Below are 24,746 nucleotides of genomic sequence, written 5' to 3'. Positions count from 1 at the left end.
ATATTATTTAAGGCATTATTCCAACTCATGAAGAAACTCTTTGATAATATCAGAAAGTTCTACAGGATGAGTCAGAGTTAGCATATGGTCTGCACCTGAAATTTTAACAAAGCGAATGTCAGGAACTTGTTTAAATATATCTGATATACGGAAACAATCCTCACTATCTTCGGCGCCAATAATAAACAAAGTTTTGACTGCAAGCTTATTCAATTGAGGAATTGCAGGTAATTCCCCCCAAAGTTGTATATTCTTCCATAAATGCTGCCATTCAAGCGAGCGTTTTGTATTGTGAGTTGACATCAACACCATGTGGTCACGTTGCGGACTTGCCACCACTACTTTGTAACTAGGTAATTCCAAACTAAGTTGCACCATTTTCTCGATATTTGGCGCCACTGCTTGAATTTGCTGGAAATGCTGCACCAATTCAGGTGAAAATTGGTATCCCGTTAACCCAGGAGCAACCAGCACTAATTTTGATACTCTTTGCGGATATGCCATTGCGAAATCAGTTCCAATTGCTCCACCAATAGAGTGCCCTACAAGAATTGTTTTCTCGATATCCAAAAAATCGAGCAAATTCTTCAAATCTTCAACGTAATTGGGAATTTCAACAGGTGACGGCGACTTTCCGGCGCCTCGTCCATCAAAAGCTATACATTTATAAGTCTCGGTCAACTGCGGAATAATAAATTCCCAATCGCGCAAATCAGCCATACCGCTGTGCATTAGGACGATTGGTTCCCCCTTGCCTTGAATTTCGTAATGTAAATCCATTTTCGTATCCTCCTTATAGGCGCATCTTGTGGAATAACAGGCAGTCAGGTTACTACCATCACTATCTAATTATAATTATGACTGAACATACAGTCAATATTGATTTTAAGGCGTACATGATGGTCAGTAGTCAACATCTTATTATCAACACAACTCTAAAATAGTCCTCAGTGATTTACTCAAGCTTATAATTAATTTTTATACCTTTAATAGGATTGCGTTTGTACTTCGTATAGCCAACAGAGATGGAACACTAGAGCGCGATTATGTAATTGGAAGCTACTGTATAGATTGGTTATACTGGTGTAAAATCTGTCAGTCCGATTTATCTTAGCCCTGTGCAATGGAAAAATCCAGAAAATAAACAAATCTGGAATCTTTACGCAATTGGTTTTAATCCCAACGACAGAACGCTGAATTTACCCTGGCTCAAGAGCAGGGATGTACTATTGTGCTAGTTACTCACGACAACCGCATCCTAGATATTGCAGACCGCATTATTCATATGGAAGACGGTTGCCTTGTGTGATAAGAACCAATAGAGAATTTAAAAAGATTTAAATTACTTTCTTCTTAGATTTATCTCAAAAGCCAAATCAAAGCGGTAAAAACAAACATCAAATTCTGCAAAAAAGTTCATGTGTCCAAGAATTAGAGGAGCTTCTCTAGATTCAGTCCAGGCAAATGCAAGTAAAACTGGTGCGAACTCGTCAACTACAGCACTCAATACTAACCCTCGTGCTTGGAAACCAGCTAAATTTCCGGTCAGTATAACTGAAGTTGTTTGTTCTTCCCAGACTGCACCTAGTTGTAAACCAATATCATAAGGTAACACATTAACACTGGCACCTGTATCTAGTAAACCCATAACTTGTACAGAAAGATTGTTACGCATCAGTGTTAAGGGTAAATACGGCATACTACTAGAAACACCAAGATTGTTTCTACGTTCAGTAAAAGAAAAACGCTTACCTTCAATCATTCTCTTCCTTTTTTGCTGTAGCTAAAAGTTCAGATAAAGTTTGAGCAGCTTCGTGTGCATCATAAGGAGACCACACAACTGCATCAGTGGATGCTAATTGTTGCAGTAGTAACTTTTCTGACTCTTGTTGCAATTCTGCTAAAAGTCGAGAAGCAATAGCATTTTGCTTTTCTTCTGGGAGTTTTTCAATTTCTGCTACAACTTTACGAAGTAATTCAGTCATATTACATTTTTGACAAGCATAATCTAAATATAATTCTATAGTACTACTATAATTTGGCTGTCGCTAAAGTTCAGAAATAAGTTTATCGCATGGCGCCATAGAAGTAGTAGTTGGCACTATAATTTACTCTTAGTTCATTACCTGTATGAGAAGAATCACAACCGACTTTAGGCGCCTGACCTCCGACTGTATCTACTCGCTGGATATAATTAATGTTGCTAAATACACCATTGTTAATGTGAGATTTAGCACTCAGCAGTAACCAAGGAATATCTTTAATATTAGGCGCCTGTATAAGATTTTTGACTTTCCCAACTACTTTGCTACCATCCGATGCTTCCCAAGTCGGGCCTGCATAATGTGTACCCAGTTTCTGTCCTGTTTCTGAGTTAAATAATACTGCTTCTGGCGCTTTTAAAGTCCATTTGTATTGATTGTTTGTGTCCGAAGCCTTACAGACGTAAATTTGCACTCCCTTTGCAAATACATTGAGTACCATAGGTTGCTTTGTTGGTACTTGTAAACTATTAGGTATTTTTGATTGCGAAACCGCTGTAGTTGGTTGAGATGAGAAAGCAGTCAAAATCATTGTGGCTGAAATTAAGCCTAAAGCTTTTGTACTATTCATAAATTCCCCTTTTTAAACACGTGTACCAGCATCTCCCCAAAACGGGGATAAAGTTGATTAGTTAATCTAGGGTTGTACATGACAGATTTATGCAGTGGCAGAAAGTCAGTTTTAGCAGTATAAAAGCGGTGTATAATGAGAATGTCGCGCTCTGGAAGATTTTGATTATATGAATCTCCCTGCTAATCTCCAACAAGAAGCTCAAAAATGGGCAGAGCTTCTCAAGGTATTTCATTAGAGCAATTTATTTGTCAAACTATTGCAGAAAAAATTAACCGACTTAATCAGCAAGTTCAAGAATCGTCAGAAGAAGAACCAGCTACTTATTACGAAGGTAGGGTATTAGTAGTTGATGCTCCACTACCCTCGGATTTTGATCTTGTTGATTTTATTGATGATATGCGTTCTGAGCGCATTCAGGAGCTTATGCCTTGATGAAAGTGATGTTTGACAGTTCTGTAATAGTCGCTGCACTTGTTACCAGTCATCAAAGTCATACTGCTTGTAGTCTTCGACTCAATCAAGCATTACAGCAAGATATTCAGGGCGTTATCTCTACCCATAGTTTAGCTGAGATTTACTCTGTTATGACTCGTTTACCGCTTCAGCCGCCAATTATATTATGTCCGGTAGCATAACCGTAATAAAATCATTGTAGAGACGCGTTCACGGAGTGTACCGAAGGTAAATTTCGCGTCTCTACATTGTCGGTAATTATGGGTAATCAACCGGACATGATATTAGTCCTCAATTAGCACAAAGACAACTTACAACCAATTTGCAAAATTTTCAATTTGTTCCCAAGCTGGGTCTGAAAAGCAGTTGGAGCAAGGCTTTAGTTTATGTTTTGAGAGGGGTTCATCGCTTCACTGTAGTAGCAGATTGGTTAAATAATAAATCGCGCGCTTGTTCAGGAGCAATTTGTTCATTATTAAATGCTTCGGCTTTTTCATAAGCTCGAATGGTTGCTGGGCGCCTTTTTATTGCTTCAAACCAGCGTTGCAGGTTAGGATAATCTTCTAGTTTTTGTCCTTGTCGAGAGTAAGGTACAATCCAGGGATAGCTGGCAATATCGGCAATGGAATAATCACCTGCTAGGAATTCGCGGTCACTTAGTCGTTTGTCCATAACAGCATACAAACGTCCTGTTTCATTTACATAGCGATTAATTGCGTAAGGAATTTTCTCAGGAGCATATATGTTGAAGTGATGGTTTTGCCCTGCCATTGGTCCGAGTCCTCCCATTTGCCAAAACAGCCATTGCACCACTTCCGCGCGACCTCGAATATTTGCTGGAATTAATTTCCCGGTTTTGTCAGCCAAATACTCTAATATTGCACCAGACTCAAAAATCGAAATAGGTTCACCACCATCAGCAGGTTCTCGGTCAACAATTGCTGGTATACGATTGTTCGGAGCAATTTCCAGAAATTCTGGTTTAAACTGCTCTCCTTTACCAATATTGACAGGAATGATGTTGTAGGGTAATTCAACTTCTTCTAAAAATATAGTAATTTTGTGTCCGTTGGGCGTAGTCCAGTAGTAAAGGTCAATCATGAATCTTTCCCCTGTATATCTTAGAATAAGTTAAACAATTAAATTTTATCTACCTATAGGCATAGTTAACTTCATTATCAGGTCAATACTGGTGAAGATACTTCTATCAAAAGATATATTCTAGAAGAATATCCTATCTTGATAACGATACAAGTGAGCGTATTAGTAATATTTATTGTCTAACGTTAGTTTTAGTTAGTAAGGAAGACATCCTGGCCTTATAGTATTTTCTCGGCAGCTTGCTGATATAATTGCGAATGCTGAATTCAAAGTTATTGAATGTTCGGGTCATGGCTTTTTAGTTGAGTCGCCAGATGGAGTAGTGAGAGTCATGCTTGAGTTTGGGAGCAAGTCAAGCTTATTTGTAATGAATAAAATCTTAAATAAAATCTTAAAACATAGTTTAATTTTTACACGAGTACCAAAATAAATATATATTGATTAGTGAAATTCAACGGACGTTTGAATAAAGGAAAAATTATCATGAGTAACTTACCCAGTGACGAAGTTATTGACCAAATTATTGGAGGCGCCGTTCAAGAACAAGCTACCAAGGCGCCGGGACTGCGGCAAGTACACGCCAAAAGTCATGGTTGTGTGTGGGGAGAATTTACAATTGCTGATGATATTCCAGAAAACTTGCGAGTTGGGATTTTTAGCACAGTTAAGACCTATCCAATCTGGGTGCGCTTTTCTAATGCATCCAGTCCCTTAAATCAGGGAGAGTTAGAGTCGGATAAAATACCCGATGTCAGAGGTTTAGCGATTAAACTCATGCAGGTGGAGGGAAAGAAGGTACTGGAGGATGAACCAAGCACTCAAGACTTTGTGATGATCAACCATCCCGTTTTCTTTGTGCGGGAAGCGATTGATTATATTCGTCTGGCAGAAATCGGTGCAGGCAAACTTCCCCCAGAATCAATGGCATATGAGTTTGAAATCATCCAACAGATGAAAGCGAAGAAAGTCCTTAATCCTCTCTTAATTCAATATTGGAGCGCAACTCCTTACCGTCTTGGAAGTGATGTAATTAGATACTCTGCCAAACCACAGAGTGTAGATACTGCTGATGTACCAATTCCTGATTCCGATGATTATTTACGCGAAGCGCTGAAAAATATCCTCACCATTGAGAAACAGGATACTTACTTTGATTTTTTGATTCAATTACAACCCGATAATAATCCAAAATGGGTTGATGATCCAACGCTTCCGTGGGATGAAACCATTTCTCCCCACATCAAAGTGGCAACCATAAAAATTCCAGCTCAGGAATTTGATACCCCTGAGCGCAAACAGTTCGATGAAAGTCTTTCCTTCACACCTTGGCACACCTTACCAGAACATGAGCCATTGGGTAGCGTTAATGCGCCTCGATTGAAGTTGTATCAAACAATTGCTAGAAATCGCAGGGAACATAATCAACAGCCAATTACTGAACCGCAACCGCTTCAAAAAATCTAGGAAAATCTAGAACTCCTAAACCCACGCACAATCGCGGTTCGTTGTACGATTTCTTTTACCCATCTTAGGGTAACACTCTAACCGTCAAGATTAACTTGCAAACGTTTGTTCGCTTGGCACATTTGATACACTCAAGCAACTATACTTGTCTGTCAACCAAGCTACCAAATTCAAAGATATTTCTCAATATGGCAGACAACAGTCGCTTGGGAATTGATGACGGATGCGCGTTGCAATTATTACTTCTTTCTCCGCACGGTTATATGGGCAACGTAGAGCAAAACGCAAAACCGAAAAGATAATTGCGGAACTCGAATCTAATGATGAACTCGAAAATTAAGAAAGATTGCAATATAGGCGAAAATATGAAAGTATTTAAAATCCCTGGTAGATTAATCATAGGTCGATAAAATCGCGGAACAAAACAATGTAGCTAGTGGAAAAAAGGGTAATTAAGTCGTAAGGATTCAATTCCAATCCTTCTACAAGGTTTTGTGAAGAAGTGGCAGTTATCTATTATAGAAAGCCACGTCTGCCTATATTAGACTATACAAAACTGAGCTATCAGAGTTGTCCCAATTAGATGTAGTGATTGATAACAGTCAGAGTGATAACCAATTTGTTGTTGTTTATAATTTAATAAGAGATAACTTTAGGCAGGTGAGCGTCAACCCAGTTAGAAACATTGGCAGCAGAATACCAACTAGTGGTAAAACGACATAGAATCGTTGATATGGCGCCAGCATCAAGAACTTGCACATTGTTGACTAGTAATAATTTGTGTGAGCAGAGAGCAACAGTGTTAAATTGCATATAGCTCTGGTGCGTGACACCACCAGATTGTTAGCTTCGTTTAACAATTGTCGTAGTGTCACACACCCTACCTCCTAACTTAATTCATGCCTGTTCAACCTATTCGTTTAAAAACTTATATCCAAGGTCAAGGTTTTCCTATACTTTGTTTACATGGTCATCCTGGTTCCGGCGCCAGTATGTCAGTATTTACCAACCACTTAAGCAAACGTTTCCAAACTGTGGCGCCAGACTTACGCGGTTATGGTTTAAGTCGTTTTAATGGAAATTTTGATATGTACGACCATTTAACCGACTTGGAAAATTTATTAGAACACTATCAAATTCAAAAGTGCTTGGTGTTGGGATGGTCGCTAGGTGGCATTTTAGCAATGGAACTTGCTCTTAGATTTCCAGAACTAGTTAGTGGCTTAGTACTACTTGGGACATCTGCCCGTCCAAGAGGGAATCATCCACCAGTTAGCTTACAGGATAATATCTACACTGGTATTGCGGCACTATTAAATATGATAAAACCAGGTTGGCGATGGAATATTGAGACATTTGGCAAAAAATCTTTGTTTCGCTATTTAGTCAGCCAACATACACCTAGCACTTATAGTTATATTGCAGCAAACGCTGTACCCGCTTACCTACAAACAAGTGGCGCCGCAACCCGCGCGCTCATGAAGGAAATTGGTAGAGGATACAATAAATTAGCAGATTTACACAAAATTGAATGTCCCAGTTTAGTACTTGCTGGAACTGATGACCGTCATATTACCGTCGAGTCTAGCCTTGATACTGCTAAACATCTTAAAAATTCTGAGTTTAAACGTTATTTTGACACTGCACATCTTTTTCCGTGGGAAATACCTGCTGTTGTGTTAAATGATATTGATACTTGGTTAACAGAACATTCTTTGTCAATTTTCTAGCCAAACCAAAATAGCATCCCGACTCTCAGCTAAACCCTTGTAAATTAGAGAATCTACTGACATTGATTTAATTGCAGAAACTAATTGTTGCCGCATTAGTGTGTCTCTCTTTATTTCGGCAACGTCACGAAAGTAAGTACGAATAGTAAATATACTACTATCGCATTCAGGTAAACCCCAAATAACTTGTCTTTCTATTCGCAGGTACAACTTGGGGTTATTAATATCAAAGTTTCTACCCTTCCAAATTTCAGCAGGTGTATTTAACGGTGGTTCTGGGTGATGGTTAAGACGGGTATCTGTACTTAAACCCCAAGCGTAACGCACCATTGGTTGATGGATAATCATTGTGTTTACAATAGCTTGCGCGCGCTGATTAATTTTTTCTATTCCCGCAACGGGTGTGTGAATTGTTGCAAAGTCTCTACCTATTTTATCTTCGGCTGACCAATGGTTGGGAAAGCACAAGTGAATGGCGCCTACCCAGTTTGTATTATCATCACGACAAATAACAGTAATATCTTCTTGCACTTGTGCGGCTAATGCATCAAGTGTACAGGTGTAAGATGGTGATACAGCATTATGTCGAGTATCAACTTTTTGTAAATAATAATCTTTATCAAAATACAGCGTTTCTTGAGTCAGTTGGCAATTTAGAGCTATTCCCGAAGTCAGGCTTTCAATATAGAAATCATTTGGGTATTCGTAAGTTAGGCGCCGAATTATAAACTTTGCTACAGCAGTAGCATTTGTATTTGAGTAATTGCTTGTTTGAAAGTATTTGCTTAAACATTCTTGACGTGATGTCAATTTTTCCCGACGGTAGTCACTAAAAGTATTATCAATTTGAAATACTAGCTTATCTGCGGCGCCGTTACCAAAACATTTACCTAACGGCGCCATTCCTGGTTTGACTTCGTAACGTCCGCTATCTAAAGGAAAATAGCGCGCGGGTGTAGTATCAATACTCATACAACAGAATCAAAGAATAGTTTATTTCATGGTAAAGATAATTACCATCTCTGTTACAAAGTACATACCGTACATTATGCTACCTTACTGAGTTCGGTAAGCCGTACAAATTAAATAATTGTCAGTTCTTTCTCAGCTTTGCTAAATTAGCATTCAGAAGAGCGCAAGTGCTAAAAGCGAAGGGTGAAATCACTGCTTATCACTCCTTGCTGTTATGGTATTTGCTATTTACTACGAGTAAGGAAACGAGTAATGTTTACCAGAAAGCTCCGGTAGTTTCACGTATCTTTACAAAGTAGTAAGGCTCAATTTCTGCAAATATACAATCCATAACTTACTGAGAAAAGCAATAAAACCGAAAGGAGGATTTTTATGGCGACCCTTAGTCTAACATTTTCTACGCTCAAACCGTTGGGAGACCGGGTATTCGTAAAAATTAACGAAGCTGAAGAAAAAACCGCAGGTGGCATTTTCCTTCCCGACACAGCGAAGGAAAAGCAACAAGTAGGTGAGGTTGTTCAAGTTGGTTCCGGTAAGCGTAATGATGATGGTTCTTACCAACAGTTGGAAGTAAAAGTCGGAGATAAAGTACTTTATTCCAAGTACGGTGGTACTGATATTAAAGTTGGTAATGAAGATTACGTCTTGCTGCGCGAACAAGATATCCTTGCTGTTGTTAGTTAGTAAAGAGTGCTGAGTGCTTAGTGCTGAGTAGGAATTAACTACTAACAATCTAAAATCCAAAATCTAAAATCCAAAATCAAACAATCTAAAATCAAACAATCTAAAATCAAACAATCCAAAATCGTTATGGCTAAGTACATTCTTTACAACGAAGACGCTCGTCGTGCTTTGGAACGTGGTATTGATGCTCTTGCTGAGGCAGTTGCTGTAACTCTTGGACCAAAAGGTCGTAATGTAGTTTTGGAAAAGAAATACGGTGCCCCACAAATCATCAATGACGGTGTTACCATCGCAAAAGAAATTGAACTAGAAGACCATATTGAAAACACTGGTGTATCTCTAATTCGCCAAGCAGCAGCTAAAACTAACGATGCTGCTGGTGATGGTACAACTACTGCTACTGTTCTCGCTCACGCGATGATGAAAGAAGGTTTGCGGAACGTTGCAGCAGGTTCTAATCCGATTGCTCTCAAACGTGGTATTGATAAAGCAACCCAATTTTTAGTAGATAAAGTTGCTTCCCACGCGCGTTCAGTAAGTGATTCAAAATCTATTGCTCAAGTTGCTGCCATTAGTGCTGGTAATGACATGACTGTTGGTGAGATGATTGCCGAAGCGATGGATAAAGTCGGTAAGGAAGGTGTCATTTCCCTTGAAGAAGGCAAGTCTACCACTACTGAAATTGAAATTACTGAGGGTATGCGCTTTGATAAAGGCTACATCTCACCTTACTTTGCTACTGACAACGAACGAATGGAAGCGGTTTTTGAAGACCCCTACATTCTAATTACAGATAAAAAAATTACATTGGTACAAGACTTAGTACCAATTTTAGAGCAAGTTGCACGCGGTGGTAAGCCTTTAGTAATTATTGCCGAAGATATTGAAAAAGAAGCTTTAGCGACTTTAGTTGTAAACCGTTTACGCGGTGTGTTGAATGTAGCAGCAGTTAAGGCGCCTGGTTTTGGCGACCGTCGTAAAGCAATGTTGGAAGATATTGCTGTTCTCACAGGTGGTCAAGTAATTAGCGAAGATACTGGCTACAAGCTTGATAATGCACACCTAGACCAATTAGGTAGAGCAAGACGGATAAGTATTACCAAAGAAAACACTACTATCGTTGCAGATGGTAACGAAAAAGCTGTGAAAGCACGCTGTGAGCAAATTCGTCGTCAAATGGATGAAACAGATTCTTCCTATGACAAAGAAAAATTGCAAGAGCGTTTAGCTAAGTTGTCTGGTGGTGTTGCTGTAGTCAAGGTAGGCGCCGCAACTGAAACCGAAATGAAAGACAAAAAGTTGCGTCTTGAAGATGCTATCAACGCAACCAAAGCTGCTGTCGAAGAAGGTATCGTTCCCGGTGGTGGTACAACTCTGGCACATCTTGCACCACACTTGGAAAAATGGGCATCTGATAACCTCAAGGATGATGAATTGTTGGGTGGAATGATTGTTGCGCGCGCTTTATATGCACCTCTACGTAGAATTGCTGAAAACGCAGGTCAAAATGGTGCAGTAATCGCCGAACGAGTTAAAGAACAAGAGTTTAGCATTGGTTACGATGCAGCTAACAACAATTATGTAGATATGTTTGAAGCTGGTATCGTTGACCCTGCGAAAGTAACTCGTTCCGCACTGCAAAATGCTGCATCAATTGCCAGCATGGTACTAACTACTGAGTGCATTGTAGTTGATAAACCTGAACCAAAGGTGCCTGAAAAGGTTCCTGCTGGCGCTGGTGATTTTGGTTACTAAAACATGACATCGTGTAGAGACGTGACATGTCACGTCTCTACATGTGTGTAACAAAGTTTCAGGGAGGTAAATAATGAAGATTGCTCAAGTTGCACCGCTTTGGGAAAGAGTACCCCCACCAGCTTATGGTGGTACAGAATTAGTAGTAGGATTATTAACTGATGAATTAGTTCGGCGCGGACATGAAGTAACTTTATTTGCATCTGGAGATTCAATTACTTTAGCAAAACTTGAAGCTGTTCACCCGCGCGCGATTCGACTTGACCCAGATGTAAAAGAATATAGTGTTTATGAAATGCTACAACTTAGTCAAGTGTACGAACGAGCGGGAGAATTTGATATTATTCACTCGCATATGGGGTGTGCGGCGTTACCTTATGCCAAAATGGTCAAAACGCCTACTGTTCATACTTTGCACGGTATATTTACACCAGATAACGAGAAGATGTTTGTACATGCCAAACATCAACCTTATGTGAGTATTTCTAATGCACAACGTGAACCAAGATTAGATTTGAACTGCGTCGCTACTGTATATAATGGTATTAATATTAATAGTCATAAATTTCATGCTCAACCTGGTGAACAGCCATATTTAGCATTTCTAGGTAGAATGTCACCAGAAAAAGGTCCTCATCTAGCAATAGAAATAGCTAAAAAATCTGGCTGGCGCCTCAAGATGGCTGGTAAAGTTGATGTTGTGGACAAAGAATTTTTTGAACAGCAAATAAAACCTCATATTGATGGAAAACAAATAGAATACTTGGGCGAAGCAACTCATGCTAATAAAAATGAATTGATGGGTAGTGCTGTCGCCACTTTATTCCCGATAACCTGGCGCGAACCTTTTGGGCTGGTAATGGTAGAATCAATGGCAGCAGGTACGCCAGTTATCGCAATGAATTTAGGTTCGGCACCGGAAGTTATTAAACCAGGTGTAAGTGGTTTTCTTTGTAATGATGTGTCTGAGTGCGTAAATGCTATCAAGAAAACTGCTCAACTAGACCGTTACGTTGTGAGAGAATATGTTACGCAACAATTCAGCGCACAACGAATGGCAGATGGTTATGAAGAAGTTTATCGGCAAATCTTAGCAGAAAAATTTGCTCAAAATGGGCACCTTCGCAGTACACTTATAGGTTCTCTATCTTGACCTGAATAATTTGAAGAAGCCAAAGTCATAATTTGATATTTATGGTGCGTAACGCTACAAAATTATTCGCTTCGTTGAAATATTTGTTATAGCGTTACGCACCCTACTTATATTTTGAATAATTAAATATAACTCCTATAAACACTGTTTTGTTCCCAAGGAAGAAATATTTTTACAGTAAATATACATATTTAAGTATTTATACGTGTGTATACTCACTTAAATGAAAAAGCTTCATTTATAAATTCCGTAAAAAACCTGTTATCGATGTATATGTTGCTAGCTATATTTGGATGATATACAGGTTGGTTTCATCTATCCTACAAATTAAATTAATTTTGCTTCGCTTCGCATCTACTCATCTACGACAACGCGCACGGCATTTACCTTTATAAAAAGAATAAATATTGCTCAAATAGCGCAAGTAACTGAACACAGAAAAAGTGTTGAGTTATTTTATGCACGCAGCAATCTTTGCTTCCGAATTTTCGCAATAACTGAATTGAAATGAGATTTACTAACAAGCTATTTAGGCATACTTCTTTTGTATTCTTATTAATGCTGAGTGCAATTGCAACAAATATACAACCTATTGCTGCCAATGAAATTGAGAATAGGGCTTTTTTTGGAGGTGATAATCTGACCAATCAAGCTACTAACCGCACGGTATTTAGTGCAGAGTTGGCGGTGTTACAAATTGCCAAAACAGCTAATAAAGTTGTTGTACAGCCTGGTGATACAGTGCTTTACCGAATTGCTATTCGTAATGTCGGTAATGTAAACGCATTGAACCTAACGCTAACTGATACGTTACCGCTAGGTTTAGTGTTTGACTCAAAATCAGTGCAAGCTTCTTTATCTGCTAACAATACAAACTCTCAAGTTCCTGTATCTGCTACTAAATCTAATAACGGTAGTTTTAATGTTACTTATGCTGCTAGTCTGGCGCCTCAAGGTACATTGAATATTGTCTATGCTGCGACCGTTACTCCTGATGGTATGCGTGGAAACGGCAGGAATTTAGCGGTTGCTAGTGCTGGTGCTGCTAGGAGTAATACTGCAACTCATCAACTGAAAATTCGTTCTGGTCTAATTTCTGATTGTGCAACGTTAATCGGACGGGTGTTTGTTGATAAGAATTTTGATGGTGAACAGCAACCGGGTGAACCTGGTATTCCTAATGCTGTGATTTATATGGATGATGGCAACCGTATTATTACTGATGCTAATGGAATGTTTTCAGTCGCAAATGTGATTGCTGGAAACCGAAGTGGAACTTTAGATTTAACTAGTTTACCCGGTTATATTCAGGCGCCTAATCTCTATAGAATTGATAAGAATAGTCAGTCCCGTTTGGTAAAGTTGGCGCCTGGGAGTATGGGACGAATGAATTTTGCTGTAACTCCAGCGTTCGGGGAGGGACGGTAATTATATGATTTCTAGAAAGATTAATAGCGGTTTATTGACTATTTGCAGTAGCATCCCTGTTATGGCTACTGCTAGTGCTTCAGCGAAAACGGTTGACCATCAACATCGAGTAGATGATGCAAAGTCAGGTGTTATTGCTTCTATTGAGGAGCATGATATACCCGTTTTTTCTCCGAAGAATGCTATATCGAAACCTGATGAGTTGTCAGAGAAGGAAGAGAAACGAACCGCAAAGGACGCTAAGGACGCTAAGGAAGAATGTAAGGAACTTTGTATAAAAACGCAAGATTCTTCTAAACCTATTCCTAAAATAAACGAATTAACCCAACCTACTATTACACAAGATGTCAAAATTATTACTCCTATTAGTGGTGATACTACTAGCAAAACTACTAATTTAGCAGTTCAGTTTCATCCCAGTTTAGATGTGAAGGTGACACTAAATGGTAAGTCTATTAGTTCAGATATTCAGAGTTATTTACAGAAAGATGAGGCTAATAAGCTTTATACGAAGATATGGTACAACGTGCCTTTGGCGGTAGGTGAAAATATTATTGTTGCCCAAGCTGAAGGAGGTAACTCGAGTAGCGTTAAGGTGACAGTCAAAGAACAAAAAACTAAGCTTGTGTTTACGGCTGTTGGTGAACCAAGAATAAGTGCTGATGGTCGTTCAAGATTGGAGTTTGAAGGTAAAATTATTGATGAGAAGGGAGATGTTATCCCTGATGATGTTATTGTCACCCTTAGCGCTACTGCCGGTAAGTTTCTCGGCGCCGACCAAGAACCGGATGCTCCTGGGTTTCAGGTAAAAGCTCGCTCAGGGAAGTTTTCTGCTACTCTTCAAGCTGGTTATGAACCACAAAGTGTAAAAGTACGTGCGGCTGTTGATAAAAGCAATATTGAAACTTATACAAATGTCGAATTTATTACAAACCTTCGTCCTTCACTTGCTACAGGTGTTGTAAATCTTAGAATTGGAGCAGGTGGCACAAATTTATGGGGTAGCTATCGCGACTTTCTCAACCCTAGTAAGATTGGTAGGACTGATGTTGATTTGGATGCATCGGTGTTTGCAACTGGTAAAGTAGGAGATTGGTTATTTACAGGCGCCTTTAACAGTAAACGTCCTTTGAATGAAGATTGTCAGGGGGAAGTACGTTTATTTGGAGGAGTTCAAAATTGTGAAAGAGCTTATCCTGTTTACGGTGATTCTTCAACTGTCACCCCAACTGCGCCATCTATAGATAGTGTTTACGCTAAGTTTGAACGCACTCCTAATCTTGCAGGCGCCGAATCTGATTATTTCATGTGGGGTGACTATAACACCCAGGAGTTTTCACGCTCCTCACAATTATTTACTGCAACAACTCGTCAACTCCACGGGTTCAAAGGTAATTACAATATTGGCAATTTACAAATTACAGGTTTATTCGCCAATAATATAAAAGGTTTCCAACGCGATACTATTTCCCCTAACGGTACAAGCGGTTATTATTTTCTGTCACGTCGCCTAGTAATTCCCGGTAGTGAGAATGTCTTTATTGAATCCGAAGAACTCAACCGTCCAGGTACAGTAGTTAAACGCAAAGCTTTATCACGCGGCGCCGACTATGAAATTGACTACGACCGAGGAACGTTACTTTTTCGCAGTCGGATATTCTCTACCGAACTCAACCCATTTGGCAACACTTTAATAAATCGCATTGTTGTAACTTACCAAAATGATAAAGGCAGTGACAGCAAACTCTACGCCGCAAGGGCACAATACAACTTCCGTACAAACGCGATTAATCGCGTCTCTACACTCAGCACTCAGAACTCAGCACTCAGCACTCCCTTCTTTGGTGCAAGTTATTTATGGGAAGACCAAGGTGCCCAAGACTTTGAATTATACGGTGCCGATTTGTTTTTTCCTTTAGGTAATGGACAAATATTAGGTGAATATGCGCGCTCAAGTCATAATTCACCTACGTTTGGTTATGTTAGCGGTTCTGCTTATCGCATAGAAGCGTTAGGACAAATTACACCTTCTTTGCAAGGACAAGCTTTCTATCGTTCGGTTACAGAGAACTTTGCAAATAATGCAACGTGGAGCTTTGCACCAGGACAAACTCGTTATGGTGCAAATATAACAGGAAAACTCACTGATACAACAAGCTTTAATTTAGGATACGACTATGAGAATAATTTTGGTATTGCGCCAGCACAACGGATCCAAACGTTTGATTTATTCAATCCGCAACCGCTCCCAAACCCTGGTAGCAAAATCGATAACTCGCTAACTACTCTAAGAGCGGGTATACAGCAAAAACTAGGTGATGCTGATGTAACTTTAGATTATGTGAATCGTTCTCGCAAAGACCGCGTTGATAATAAGTTCAATGCAAATGCTAGTCAGTTGGTTTCTAAATTAAATGTACCTCTAGCTGAATCACTAGCATTCCGCGCGCAAAACGAAACCAACCTTGGCAAAAGTGATGCTCTTTATCCTAACAGAACCACTCTTGGATTAGATTGGGCACTATATCCAGGTGTAAATGTCCGACTTGCACATCAATTCTTCGATGCTGGTTTACTACAGGGTAATAGTATCACCAGTCTTGACACCACAGTTGAACACAAATTCTCGGACAATACGAGTCTTACAGGACGTTACTCTATCTTCACAGGTATTGCTGGTATGAGTGATCAAGGTGCTGTTGGACTTAATCATCGCATTCGATTGGCGCCGGGACTCAAATTAAGTCTTGGTTACGAACGCATCCAAAATAATATATTTGGTAACACTGCCACAGGTATTCGCTTTGCCCAACCTTATGCAACTGGACAAAGTGCTTTCTCATTAGGATACTTTTCAGGTAATTCTTATAGTGTAGGTCTTGACTATACAGATAACCCTGACTTTCAAGCAAACGCGCGCTTTGAATACCGTGATGGCAAAGAAGCAAATAATATGGTTATTTCCGCAGCAGTAGCAGGTAAACTGACTCCGGCTCTAACTGCCGCAGTTCGGTATACTCAAGCGGGTGGCGCCAACCAGTTGTTTAGTGGAATTGGTGATACAGCAAATCTGCGCGTCGGTTTAGCATACCGTGACCCCAACAACGATAACTTCAACGGTTTACTCGCTTACGAATACCGTCAAAACCCATCAACTACCCCTGATACTCTTCTGTTTGGAAACGGTGGAGGCTCTATAGAACATTTATTCTCAGCCGAAGCAATTTATGCTCCAAATTGGCGCTGGGAATTTTATGGAAAATATGCTTTCCGTAATAATACTAGCTACCTTGCAGATAATTTTACTAGTAATAGCAGCTTACATCTTGGACAACTACGCGCTAGCTATCAACTAGGCTATCGTACCGATGTAGCAGTAGAAGGACGCTGGTTAGGTCAACCAACGCAAGGTTTTAACGAATTTGGCATTGCCTTGGAAGGGGGATATCATCTAACACCTGATTTACGAATAGGTGTTGGTTATGCCTTTGGTAGTGCTGATGACCGTGATTTTACAGGCTATCGTTCCGCAGGAGGTCCTTATTTAAACATTTCTTACAAAATCAACGAATTGTTTGGTGGGTTTGGCAGACAAAGAGTGGCGCCACCTCAACAGCAAGAATCCGTTGCGAAAAAACCCTCCTCGTAATAAAGCACTGAAGTGCTTACTACAAAGAACATATATATTATATTAGACCACTATGAAACTTATAAAAACGCTCAAAAGCCTACCTTTATTATTAACAACTCTTAGCTATCAAATACTGTTACAGGCGCCAGTGTCAGCACAAACGGCAGCGCCTTCATTATGTGCTGTTCCAGGTAAAGATGGTGTAGGAGTAATATCGAATCCTACTGTTAATTCATACTATCCAGGCCTTGCTAACTCAACAGTAAATACAGGTGCAAAATCTATACCAGTAGGTTTAATAAACTCCGAAGGTTCAAGTACACCAATCACTGAAGGTGATTTACTGTTAATTATACAAATGCAAGGAGCAGAGATTAATTCTAATAATAATTCTAGTTATGGAAACGGTTCAGGCAGTGGTAAGGGTAACTTATCACCAACTAACTTCACTGCTGGTATGTATGAATATGTTGTTGCAACTGGCCCTGTCTCTGGTAATTCAGTCCCAATTCGAGGTACAGGACCAAGTGGGGGGTTAAACAATTCTTACGCGAACACTCCAGCAGGCGCCTCTGGTCAAACAACGTACCAAGTAATTCGCGTACCACAGTACTCAAGTGCAACTTTAACGACAACATTGACTGCTGCCCGCTGGAATGGTTCATCAGGAGGAGTTTTAGTTTATGACGTTGCTGGTAACTTAAACTTGGGTGGTGCAACTATGGATGTCAGCAGTAAAGGTTTTCGTGGTGGTGGTGGTATTCGACTTCGATATAGAGATGGAACTACACCCTTAAATACTGACTTTCGCACAAACGCGCCTAGTCCAAACAGTGAAAATGGTGCAAATGGTTCTAAAGGAGAAGGTACAGCCGGAACGCCCAAATATACATTAAACCCAATTTTTACACCATTAGGTAATGTTATTAATTATGCATTATCTGATAACGGTGCTGAAGGCTATCCAGGCGGAAGTTTTGGTCGTGGGGCACCTGGTAACGCTGGTGGTGGTAGTACTGATGGCGACCCAGATGGAACATTGCGAGGAGATATAAATGCAGAAAACTCTGGTGGTGGTGGTGGTGGTAACGGTGGAGAAGGAGGAAAGGGTGGAAGACCTTGGCGTTCTGGAAACCAATCAAACGTTCCAGCAATTATTTCATCCATTATAGATACAGGCGGTTTTGGTGGTGATGTTTTTTCTGTTGCGGATAGTAACCGAGTTGTAATGGGTGGTGGTGGTGGTGCTGGTACGAATAACGATGCTACAAGTGAGTCACCATATTTTACTAATAACACTGATGGTAGAGCCAGTAGTGGCGCCCCAGGTGGTGGAATTGTTTTATTAAGAACAAATAGTGTTAGCGGAACTGGCAATATTAACGCTGATGGTACAACCGCATTCGATGTTAGACAAGACGGTGGTGGTGGTGGTGGCGCCGGTGGTAGTGTAGTGGCCACTGCATTAAATAACAACCTTTCCGGGCTGAATATTAGTGCTAAAGGCGGTGACGGAGGCAAAGTTCTTAAAAATAGTGACCCTCATGGCCCTGGTGGAGGCGGTGGAGGAGGTGTAATTCTTAGCACAAATGCCAATATATTATCTGTTAATGGTGGTTCTCCTGGTACAGCAACTGAACCTATTGACCCAAATGACCCTTATTATGGCGCAGTAGCTGGCGCCACAGGTAGAGCGAGTACAATTTCTCCGACGAATCCTAATCTAGGTATCCGTTCTGGTGCAGAATGTATTCCACAATTGATTGTAAGAAAATCTACTAGTACTCAACGAATTGTCACTAAACCTGGTAAGGCTATTTACACCATCACAGTTTCCAATGCACCAGGTCGCGCGACTGCGAGTCAAGTCAGAATTACAGACCCTTTGCCTAGTGGTTTTACTTATGATGGCACAACACCTACCATCACCATAACTGACCCCATTACCAATGTGCCGCAAAATGTAAACCCTACTGTTACTCCTAGTGCAGGTGCAACTTCTCTTGATTTTGGTACATTTGACATTGCAGGCGGAAGTACTTTGAGCATTACCTTCACAACTGATGTTGGTGCAAATGTAGCTGACGGTATATATCAAAATGGAGCAACCGCAACTTATCTAGACCCACAAAGAACAACTAATAACGGAACTGCCAGTAGTGTATACGATCAAGCTAGCAGTACTGCCGAAGATGTTACAGTTGGTGCTGTACCAGTACCTCCAACACCTCCAATACCTCCAATACCTCCAACACCTCCAACACCTCCAACACCTCCAACACCTCCCCAATTATTTAGCATCCGTAGTGTTAAACGCATCACTAATGTTATTCGTAATGGGGTTCCCCTTGCAGGTGTTAACTTTAATACTGTAATTGACGACCCAAGCGATACAAACGATGATGCTAGTATTTGGGCTAATTCACCATTGGTGCCTACAGGCATTCCCCGTATCAACCCACAGTTAAAATTAGGAGCTGGAGATGAGGTTGAATATACAGTTTATTTTCTTGTTGATGGAAATCAGCCTGTAAATAACGCGCGTTTTTGCGACCCTATTCCTCAAGGAACTAGCTTTATTAGTGGTTCAGGTAATGATATTGCTTTGAATGTAGCGAACACAATTACTAATCAAACAAATATAGCAGATGCTGATAAAGCTAATTATGTGACTGCTGTGGCGCCATTACCAACTTCTAACGTTTGCCCAAATCAGTCAAACCCAACAGGTGCCGTTTTGGTGAACTTTGGAACGCTTGACTTTACACCAGGAAATAATTTTGGTTATGTAAGGTTTAGAGTACGAGTTGATTGATCCCCCCCAACACCCCTTAATAAGGTTACCGTGTACACACATCTTTAAGAATCACCTTATTTTCCGCTATGCAGTGTTCTTTGTGCCTTTGTGGTTTTTCCTTTTGATGAACCACAAAGACACAAAGGTCACAAAGGAAGAGAAGAAAAGTAACTTTGAGAGACTTGTGTGTACACCGTAGCGCGTGGAAGGGGGGAAATATTTAAGATTTAAGATTTAAAGCCCCCCTTAATAAGGCAGGGCTGATTCATTCCCGCTCAAAGCTTCAAAAATCAAGGGTTTCGCGCAATTTTTCATTGGTAATTTTGCTACCAAGGCGCCGATAAAATAAACAATCACACTTATATTGATGTGCTTAAAAGTTTATTTACAAGTTACCCATACTGATGATTTTTATAGCTAACCATCTTGACAAATCCTGTTTAAGAGGGAATGAAACAGCCCTGCGCGTGGAAGGGGGGTTGGGGGGATCACCAATCTTAACCATAAACTCTTAGCTATCAACTACCCCTCTATTTCCCATCAACATTACAGAATTTAAAGTTATGTAGCCTTTTGATTACGATGGATAGGGCACTGCGGTAAACTAGCTGGAGTTTAATCATTCTTTCGCAGAGAAAATTACTGGAAAGGAGCCTTTTCATATGTCTCATACCGTTAAAATCTACGATACCTGTATTGGCTGCACCCAGTGCGTTCGTGCTTGTCCCACCGACGTATTGGAAATGGTGCCTTGGGATGGCTGTAAAGCTGCTCAGATCGCTTCGTCCCCCCGGACTGAAGACTGTGTAGGTTGTAAGCGCTGCGAAACCGCTTGTCCTACCGACTTTTTAAGCATCCGAGTCTACCTTGGTGCCGAAACCACCCGTAGTATGGGTCTTGCTTACTAAATAACTTTAGGGTAAAGGGTAAGGGGCAATGGGTAGAGGAAAAGTTTACCCCTTACCTATTACCCTTTCCCCTGAAATTTTAATCATAAACTTTGTTCCTTCACCTAGTGCCGCATCATACCAAAGTTCACCACCGTGTTTTTCTACTACAATTTGATAGCAAATAGATAATCCTAACCCCGTGCCTTTACCAACTTCTTTTGTAGTAAAAAAGGGGTCGAACAGTTAATTGCGAAGATTTTCATCAATCCCAATGCCGTTATCTGCAATAGTAATTAATATACTATCGGTTTGAATAACCACCGTATAAATCCAGATAGTAGGATTTTTGCTTGAAATAGCTTCAAAATCTTCTAGTGCATCAATAGCGTTGCTAAGGATATTCATAAAGACTTGATTCAATATTTGCACGAGGTATTACCAGTCCAATAGACCAATCAACACTGCTAAGTGGTAAGTACGCTATGTATTTTTCGGTGCCTACCTCCAAAATTAAGGTTATTTTTAGTATTCCCATAAAACCGCTAATATCACAGTTTTAGTAGCTCATGCATATGTACTAAAGTTTGCGGTTGCTGATGCTTTGCGTATACCATAGAGCTTTTATCAGAAATTTTATATGGCAAAGTTATCAAGACGTAAGTTTCTGGCAACTTCAGGTGCAGTTGTCGCAGCGCAAGGTCTTGTAAGCAGTCTTCAAAATTCAAGTTCTAGTTCAAGTTTAAGTTCTGCTGAGTTACAAACCAAGCTCCAGCACGGCGCCTATGTTGGTTATACTGATACACCAGAAGTAACTACTGCGGTACTTGGATTTGTAGGTGTGACGAGTTGCGCTCCTTTAATAATTGCAAAAGCAAAAGGCATGTTTGCCAAGTATGGAATGCCTGATGTTAAAGTGCAGAAGCAGCCAAGTTGGGCAGTGACGCGAGATAAGCTAATGTTAGGTTCTGCTTCGGATGGTTTGGATGGTTCACATTTACTATTTCCGATGGCATATTTAATAACAACGGGAGAAATTAGCTATGACCGTAAAATCCCTATATATATAATGGCGCGGTTAAATGTGAATGGGCAGGGGATTTCAGTTGCGAGAACATATCAAAATTTAAACTTGAGTTTGGATAGTGTACCTTTAAAGTCTGAACTACGAAAAAAATCCCTAAAAGGGGAATCAATAAGGTTTGCAGTTCCATTTCGCCGCGTTACAGGCGATTTTTTTATGCGGTGGTGGCTTGCATATGGAGGTATTGACCCTGACAGAGATGTTTCAATAATAGTTATACCTCCACCACAAATGGTTGCTAATATGCGTGGTGGTTCAATGGAGGGGTTTTGTGTAGTAGACCCTTGGCATCAGCGGTTGATTAAACAAAAACTTGGTTATTCGACGGTGACTAGTGGGGAACTATGGAATAATCATCCAGAAAAAGCGTTTGTAATGCGCGCGTCTTGGGTGGACAAGTATCCAAAAGCTGCTTTAAGCTTACTTGCTGCTGTGATGGAAGCGCAAATTTGGTGTGACCAACCAGAAAATAAACAAGAGTTATTTAAAATTTTATCTGAACGTCAATGGATGGGAGTACCCGCAGAAATTATAGGTAATCGTTTATTAGGTAAATTTGATTATGGTAACGGGCGCCTTGTGGAAAATAGTCCTCATACAATTAAGTATTGGAACAATAATGCATCTTACCCTTATAAAAGTCATGATTTATGGTTTTTAACTGAGGACATGCGTTGGGGTTATCGTTCCCCTGACTTTGATACTAAACGTTTAATTGATGCTGTCAACCGTGAGGACTTGTGGCGCCAAGCTGCAAAAACTATCGGTCAAGCTCATGCAATACCACCATCGACATCGCGCGGAGTCGAGAAGTTTTTCAACGGTTTGGAGTTTGACCCCGAAAACCCAAGTAAATATTTACAGGCGCCGATATTAAGGCAGTAATTTTACGTAACATATTCAAATATTACCAATAATAAATAACATGCCAAATCGATTAAAAGTAAACTATCAAGAGCAAATTACATCACTAATCCCATCAGTTGTTGGCTTCTTAGTTTTTTTGTTTATCTGGTATCTTCTAAGCTTGCAAGCTGACACATCACTACCTTCTCCAGCAAAAGTAATTATCAATACTTGGGACTTGATAATCGATCCGTTTTTTTATAAAGGCAATAATAACAAAGGTTTATTCTGGTTACTGCTTGCTAGTCTCCAAAGAGTTGCTACTGGATATTTACTTGCTGCGGTTGTGGGTATTACAATTGGCTTTATTATTAGTCTTAATGCATTTTTTAAAAACGCTATCGAGCCAATTATGCAACTACTGCGTCCAGTGGCGCCTTTAGCATGGTTGCCGCTTGCACAAGCAATTTTTCTTAAACCAAACCCATCAGCAATCTTTGTAATTTTTATCACCGCAATATGGCCTATTATTATCAATACAGCTTTAGGGGTGCAACTAATTCCTAAAGATTATATTGATATTGGAAAAATGTTAGAAATGTCATTTGTAAAAAACCTTTACAAAATCATCTTACCTGCTACACTTCCTTACATATTTACAGGTTTGCGAATATCTCTAGGATTATCCTGGCTTGCAGTAGTGGCGGCAGAAATGCTATTGTCAGACGATGGTTTAGGTTTTTTCATTGTTAACGCATATAACAATTCTGATATCAGCGAAATCATCTTAGCAATATTTTATTTAGGCATAGTTGGCATTATTTTAGATAAATTCATGGTTTTAGCGTCGTCAAAATGGGAAAGAAATGTTCCATAATATTTAAACGTTGTAGAGACGCGTTCACGCAGTGTCCCGCAGGGAATAAATCGCGTCTATACATTTATATATTTTTTGATAAATATGTCTTTTGGTAGATTTCAACAATAGCATTTGAAACTTTATGTAAATTTTTAATAAACTAAACTACTATATATATGATGTTATATATCATAGTCTTACAATTAATTAGACAATTAAAGGTAAAAAAAATTGATTATGTTAAAGGTAGAAAAGAGGTATTAATGTTATTAAATATAAATAATAGTGGAGTTGAATTATCCGCGCCGACCAATGAACAAAATGCTGATGGGTTAATTAGAACAACACATCCACGTCCACAGTTACAGCGCTTCCCTTGGCAAAGCCTAAACGGTATATGGAAATTTGCATTTGACGACGAAGGTTTACGTGTTCAACCCAGTGATGTTAAGGAATGGACTCATTCTATAGAAGTTCCCTTTGCTCCGGAATCAAGCAAAAGTGGAATAGGTGATACAAGTTTTCATCCTAATTGTTGGTACGAGCGCGAATTTGAAACGCCTTTCTCTGATGGTAGATTACTTTTACATTTCGGCGCCGTTGACTATCGTGCCCGCGTGTGGGTAAACGGTCACTACATCGCTGAACACGAAGGTGGACATACAAATTTCTCTCTCGATATTACCCACGTTTTGAATGACAGTGGCAAAACAACAGTAACAGTGTGGGCACAAGATGACCCGCAAGACCTCGCTAAACCTCGCGGGAAACAAGATTGGCGCCTGGAACCGCACAGTATTTGGTATCCTCGTACTAGCGGGATTTGGCAGACAGTATGGATTGAGCGTGTGGGTGCTACTTATTTAGGTAGCATTTACTGGGATTCTGACTGCAAGCGATGGGAAGTTGGTTTTGAAGCTGGACTAGCGGGTGATGTGCCTGATAAAGGCATCCTAATCAAAATGAAACTAAGCGTTGGCGATACTATATTAGCTAACGATACTTATGAAGTGCTAGGGGGAGAAATTAATCGTCGCATTGCACTTGGCGACCCTGGTATTGACGATTACCGCAATGAATTATTGTGGACTCCAGAAAAACCAACATTAATTGATGCTTCCATTCAAGTGTGGTACGAAGGACAACTGCTAGATGAAGTAAAATCTTATACTGCAATGCGGGCGGTTAGCGTACAACGTGATAGATTTATGCTTAATGGGCGCCCTTATTACTTAAGAATGGTTCTTGACCAAGGGTACTGGCCAGATACGTTTATGACTCCACCG

At 40.0% G+C, this 24,746-nt stretch carries 21 protein-coding genes and 2 pseudogenes; 15 read left to right on the top strand and 8 right to left on the bottom strand.

What is annotated here, in order from left to right; translation table 11 throughout:
- Positions 1–15: 15 nt before the first annotated feature.
- The gene (locus tag AC2JBO_RS13790; RefSeq protein ID WP_496954226.1) at positions 16–780 is read right to left on the bottom strand and encodes an alpha/beta fold hydrolase; all 765 of its coding nucleotides are present in this window, start codon (positions 778–780) and stop codon (positions 16–18) included.
- Positions 781–1,204: 424 nt separating this feature from the next.
- Here AC2JBO_RS13790 and AC2JBO_RS13785 point away from each other — a divergent pair.
- Positions 1,205–1,309, top strand: a pseudogene (locus AC2JBO_RS13785) (ABC transporter ATP-binding protein); the annotation flags it as partial.
- Positions 1,310–1,342: 33 nt separating this feature from the next.
- Here AC2JBO_RS13785 and AC2JBO_RS13780 read toward each other — a convergent pair.
- The 3 genes from AC2JBO_RS13780 to AC2JBO_RS13770 form a co-directional block, all read right to left on the bottom strand.
- Entirely contained in the window at positions 1,343–1,762 is a 420-nt protein-coding gene (locus AC2JBO_RS13780; protein ID WP_496954225.1) for a retroviral-like aspartic protease, read from the bottom strand.
- A complete protein-coding gene (locus AC2JBO_RS13775; RefSeq protein ID WP_496954224.1) occupies positions 1,755–1,985 on the bottom strand; it encodes a hypothetical protein in 231 nt (76 codons plus the stop codon). The genes AC2JBO_RS13780 and AC2JBO_RS13775 overlap by 8 nt, the downstream gene beginning before the upstream one ends.
- Positions 1,986–2,067: 82 nt before the next feature.
- A complete protein-coding gene (locus tag AC2JBO_RS13770; protein WP_496954223.1) occupies positions 2,068–2,613 on the bottom strand; it encodes a DUF3455 domain-containing protein in 546 nt (181 codons plus the stop codon).
- A gap of 207 nt (positions 2,614–2,820) precedes the next feature.
- Here AC2JBO_RS13770 and AC2JBO_RS13765 point away from each other — a divergent pair, with 207 nt between their 5' ends.
- Positions 2,821–3,048 carry a hypothetical protein gene (locus AC2JBO_RS13765; protein WP_496954222.1) on the top strand — a complete coding sequence of 76 codons (228 nt, stop codon included), beginning with the start codon at positions 2,821–2,823 and terminating at the stop codon, positions 3,046–3,048.
- The gene (locus tag AC2JBO_RS13760; protein WP_496954221.1) at positions 3,048–3,251 is read left to right on the top strand and encodes a type II toxin-antitoxin system VapC family toxin; all 204 of its coding nucleotides are present in this window, start codon (positions 3,048–3,050) and stop codon (positions 3,249–3,251) included. The genes AC2JBO_RS13765 and AC2JBO_RS13760 overlap by 1 nt, the downstream gene beginning before the upstream one ends.
- 220 nt (positions 3,252–3,471) lie before the next feature.
- Here AC2JBO_RS13760 and AC2JBO_RS13755 read toward each other — a convergent pair whose 3' ends face one another.
- The gene (locus AC2JBO_RS13755; RefSeq protein ID WP_496954220.1) at positions 3,472–4,170 is read right to left on the bottom strand and encodes a glutathione binding-like protein; all 699 of its coding nucleotides are present in this window, start codon (positions 4,168–4,170) and stop codon (positions 3,472–3,474) included.
- Between the two features lie 483 nt (positions 4,171–4,653).
- On the opposite strand from AC2JBO_RS13755, the gene AC2JBO_RS13750 reads away from it, so the two are divergent.
- Entirely contained in the window at positions 4,654–5,634 is a 981-nt protein-coding gene (locus tag AC2JBO_RS13750; RefSeq protein ID WP_496954219.1) for a catalase family protein, read from the top strand.
- Between the two features lie 636 nt (positions 5,635–6,270).
- On the opposite strand, the gene AC2JBO_RS13745 is transcribed toward AC2JBO_RS13750, so the two are convergent.
- Entirely contained in the window at positions 6,271–6,447 is a 177-nt protein-coding gene (locus tag AC2JBO_RS13745; RefSeq protein WP_496954218.1) for a hypothetical protein, read from the bottom strand.
- Between the two features lie 86 nt (positions 6,448–6,533).
- On the opposite strand from AC2JBO_RS13745, the gene AC2JBO_RS13740 reads away from it, so the two are divergent.
- A complete protein-coding gene (locus AC2JBO_RS13740; RefSeq protein ID WP_496954217.1) occupies positions 6,534–7,364 on the top strand; it encodes an alpha/beta fold hydrolase in 831 nt (276 codons plus the stop codon).
- Here the strand turns inward: AC2JBO_RS13740 and AC2JBO_RS13735 are convergent.
- Complete coding sequence (locus AC2JBO_RS13735) at positions 7,353–8,336, bottom strand: heme-dependent oxidative N-demethylase family protein (RefSeq protein WP_496954216.1); 984 nt, start codon at positions 8,334–8,336, stop codon at positions 7,353–7,355. The two genes, AC2JBO_RS13740 and AC2JBO_RS13735, sit on opposite strands and share 12 nt — an antisense overlap.
- 372 nt (positions 8,337–8,708) lie before the next feature.
- Between AC2JBO_RS13735 and groES the strand changes: the two genes are divergently transcribed.
- The 7 genes from groES to psaC all read left to right on the top strand — a co-directional run bounded on the left by groES (position 8,709) and on the right by psaC (position 20,692).
- A complete protein-coding gene (gene groES, locus AC2JBO_RS13730; RefSeq protein WP_496954215.1) occupies positions 8,709–9,020 on the top strand; it encodes a co-chaperone GroES in 312 nt (103 codons plus the stop codon).
- 126 nt (positions 9,021–9,146) lie between these two features.
- Complete coding sequence (gene groL / locus AC2JBO_RS13725) at positions 9,147–10,775, top strand: chaperonin GroEL (RefSeq protein ID WP_496954214.1); 1,629 nt, start codon at positions 9,147–9,149, stop codon at positions 10,773–10,775.
- Positions 10,776–10,848: 73 nt separating this feature from the next.
- Positions 10,849–11,928 carry a glycosyltransferase family 4 protein gene (locus AC2JBO_RS13720; protein ID WP_496954213.1) on the top strand — a complete coding sequence of 360 codons (1,080 nt, stop codon included), beginning with the start codon at positions 10,849–10,851 and terminating at the stop codon, positions 11,926–11,928.
- A 558-nt stretch (positions 11,929–12,486) separates the two neighbouring features.
- Positions 12,487–13,356 (top strand): hypothetical protein, encoded by an 870-nt coding sequence (locus AC2JBO_RS13715; RefSeq protein ID WP_496954212.1) that lies wholly within the window; start codon positions 12,487–12,489, stop codon positions 13,354–13,356.
- A gap of 4 nt (positions 13,357–13,360) precedes the next feature.
- Entirely contained in the window at positions 13,361–17,005 is a 3,645-nt protein-coding gene (locus AC2JBO_RS13710; RefSeq protein WP_496954211.1) for a TonB-dependent receptor, read from the top strand.
- A gap of 52 nt (positions 17,006–17,057) precedes the next feature.
- Entirely contained in the window at positions 17,058–19,802 is a 2,745-nt protein-coding gene (locus tag AC2JBO_RS13705) for an isopeptide-forming domain-containing fimbrial protein (RefSeq protein ID WP_496954210.1), read from the top strand.
- 644 nt (positions 19,803–20,446) lie between these two features.
- Positions 20,447–20,692, top strand: a complete 246-nt coding sequence (gene psaC / locus AC2JBO_RS13700) for a photosystem I iron-sulfur center protein PsaC (protein WP_012411495.1) — start codon at positions 20,447–20,449, stop codon at positions 20,690–20,692.
- Positions 20,693–20,737: 45 nt separating this feature from the next.
- Here the strand turns inward: psaC and AC2JBO_RS13695 are convergent.
- Positions 20,738–21,094, bottom strand: a pseudogene (locus tag AC2JBO_RS13695) (sensor histidine kinase); the annotation flags it as partial.
- Positions 21,095–21,311: 217 nt separating this feature from the next.
- Between AC2JBO_RS13695 and AC2JBO_RS13690 the strand changes: the two are divergent.
- From AC2JBO_RS13690 to AC2JBO_RS13680, 3 genes are all read left to right on the top strand, one after another.
- Positions 21,312–22,640 carry a CmpA/NrtA family ABC transporter substrate-binding protein gene (locus AC2JBO_RS13690; RefSeq protein ID WP_496954209.1) on the top strand — a complete coding sequence of 443 codons (1,329 nt, stop codon included), beginning with the start codon at positions 21,312–21,314 and terminating at the stop codon, positions 22,638–22,640.
- Between the two features lie 40 nt (positions 22,641–22,680).
- On the top strand, positions 22,681–23,478 hold the full coding sequence (gene ntrB, locus AC2JBO_RS13685; RefSeq protein ID WP_496954208.1) for a nitrate ABC transporter permease: 798 nt from the start codon (positions 22,681–22,683) through the stop codon (positions 23,476–23,478).
- Positions 23,479–23,636: 158 nt separating this feature from the next.
- Positions 23,637–24,746: sugar-binding domain-containing protein (locus AC2JBO_RS13680; protein WP_496954207.1), on the top strand; the 1,110-nt coding region annotated here is incomplete at its 3' end.

Source organism: Calothrix sp. CBUCES-K 9914, from assembly GCF_059640475.1.
Note: the sequence above shows the minus strand (reverse complement) of the source record. Positions and strands in the feature narration are given on the sequence as shown.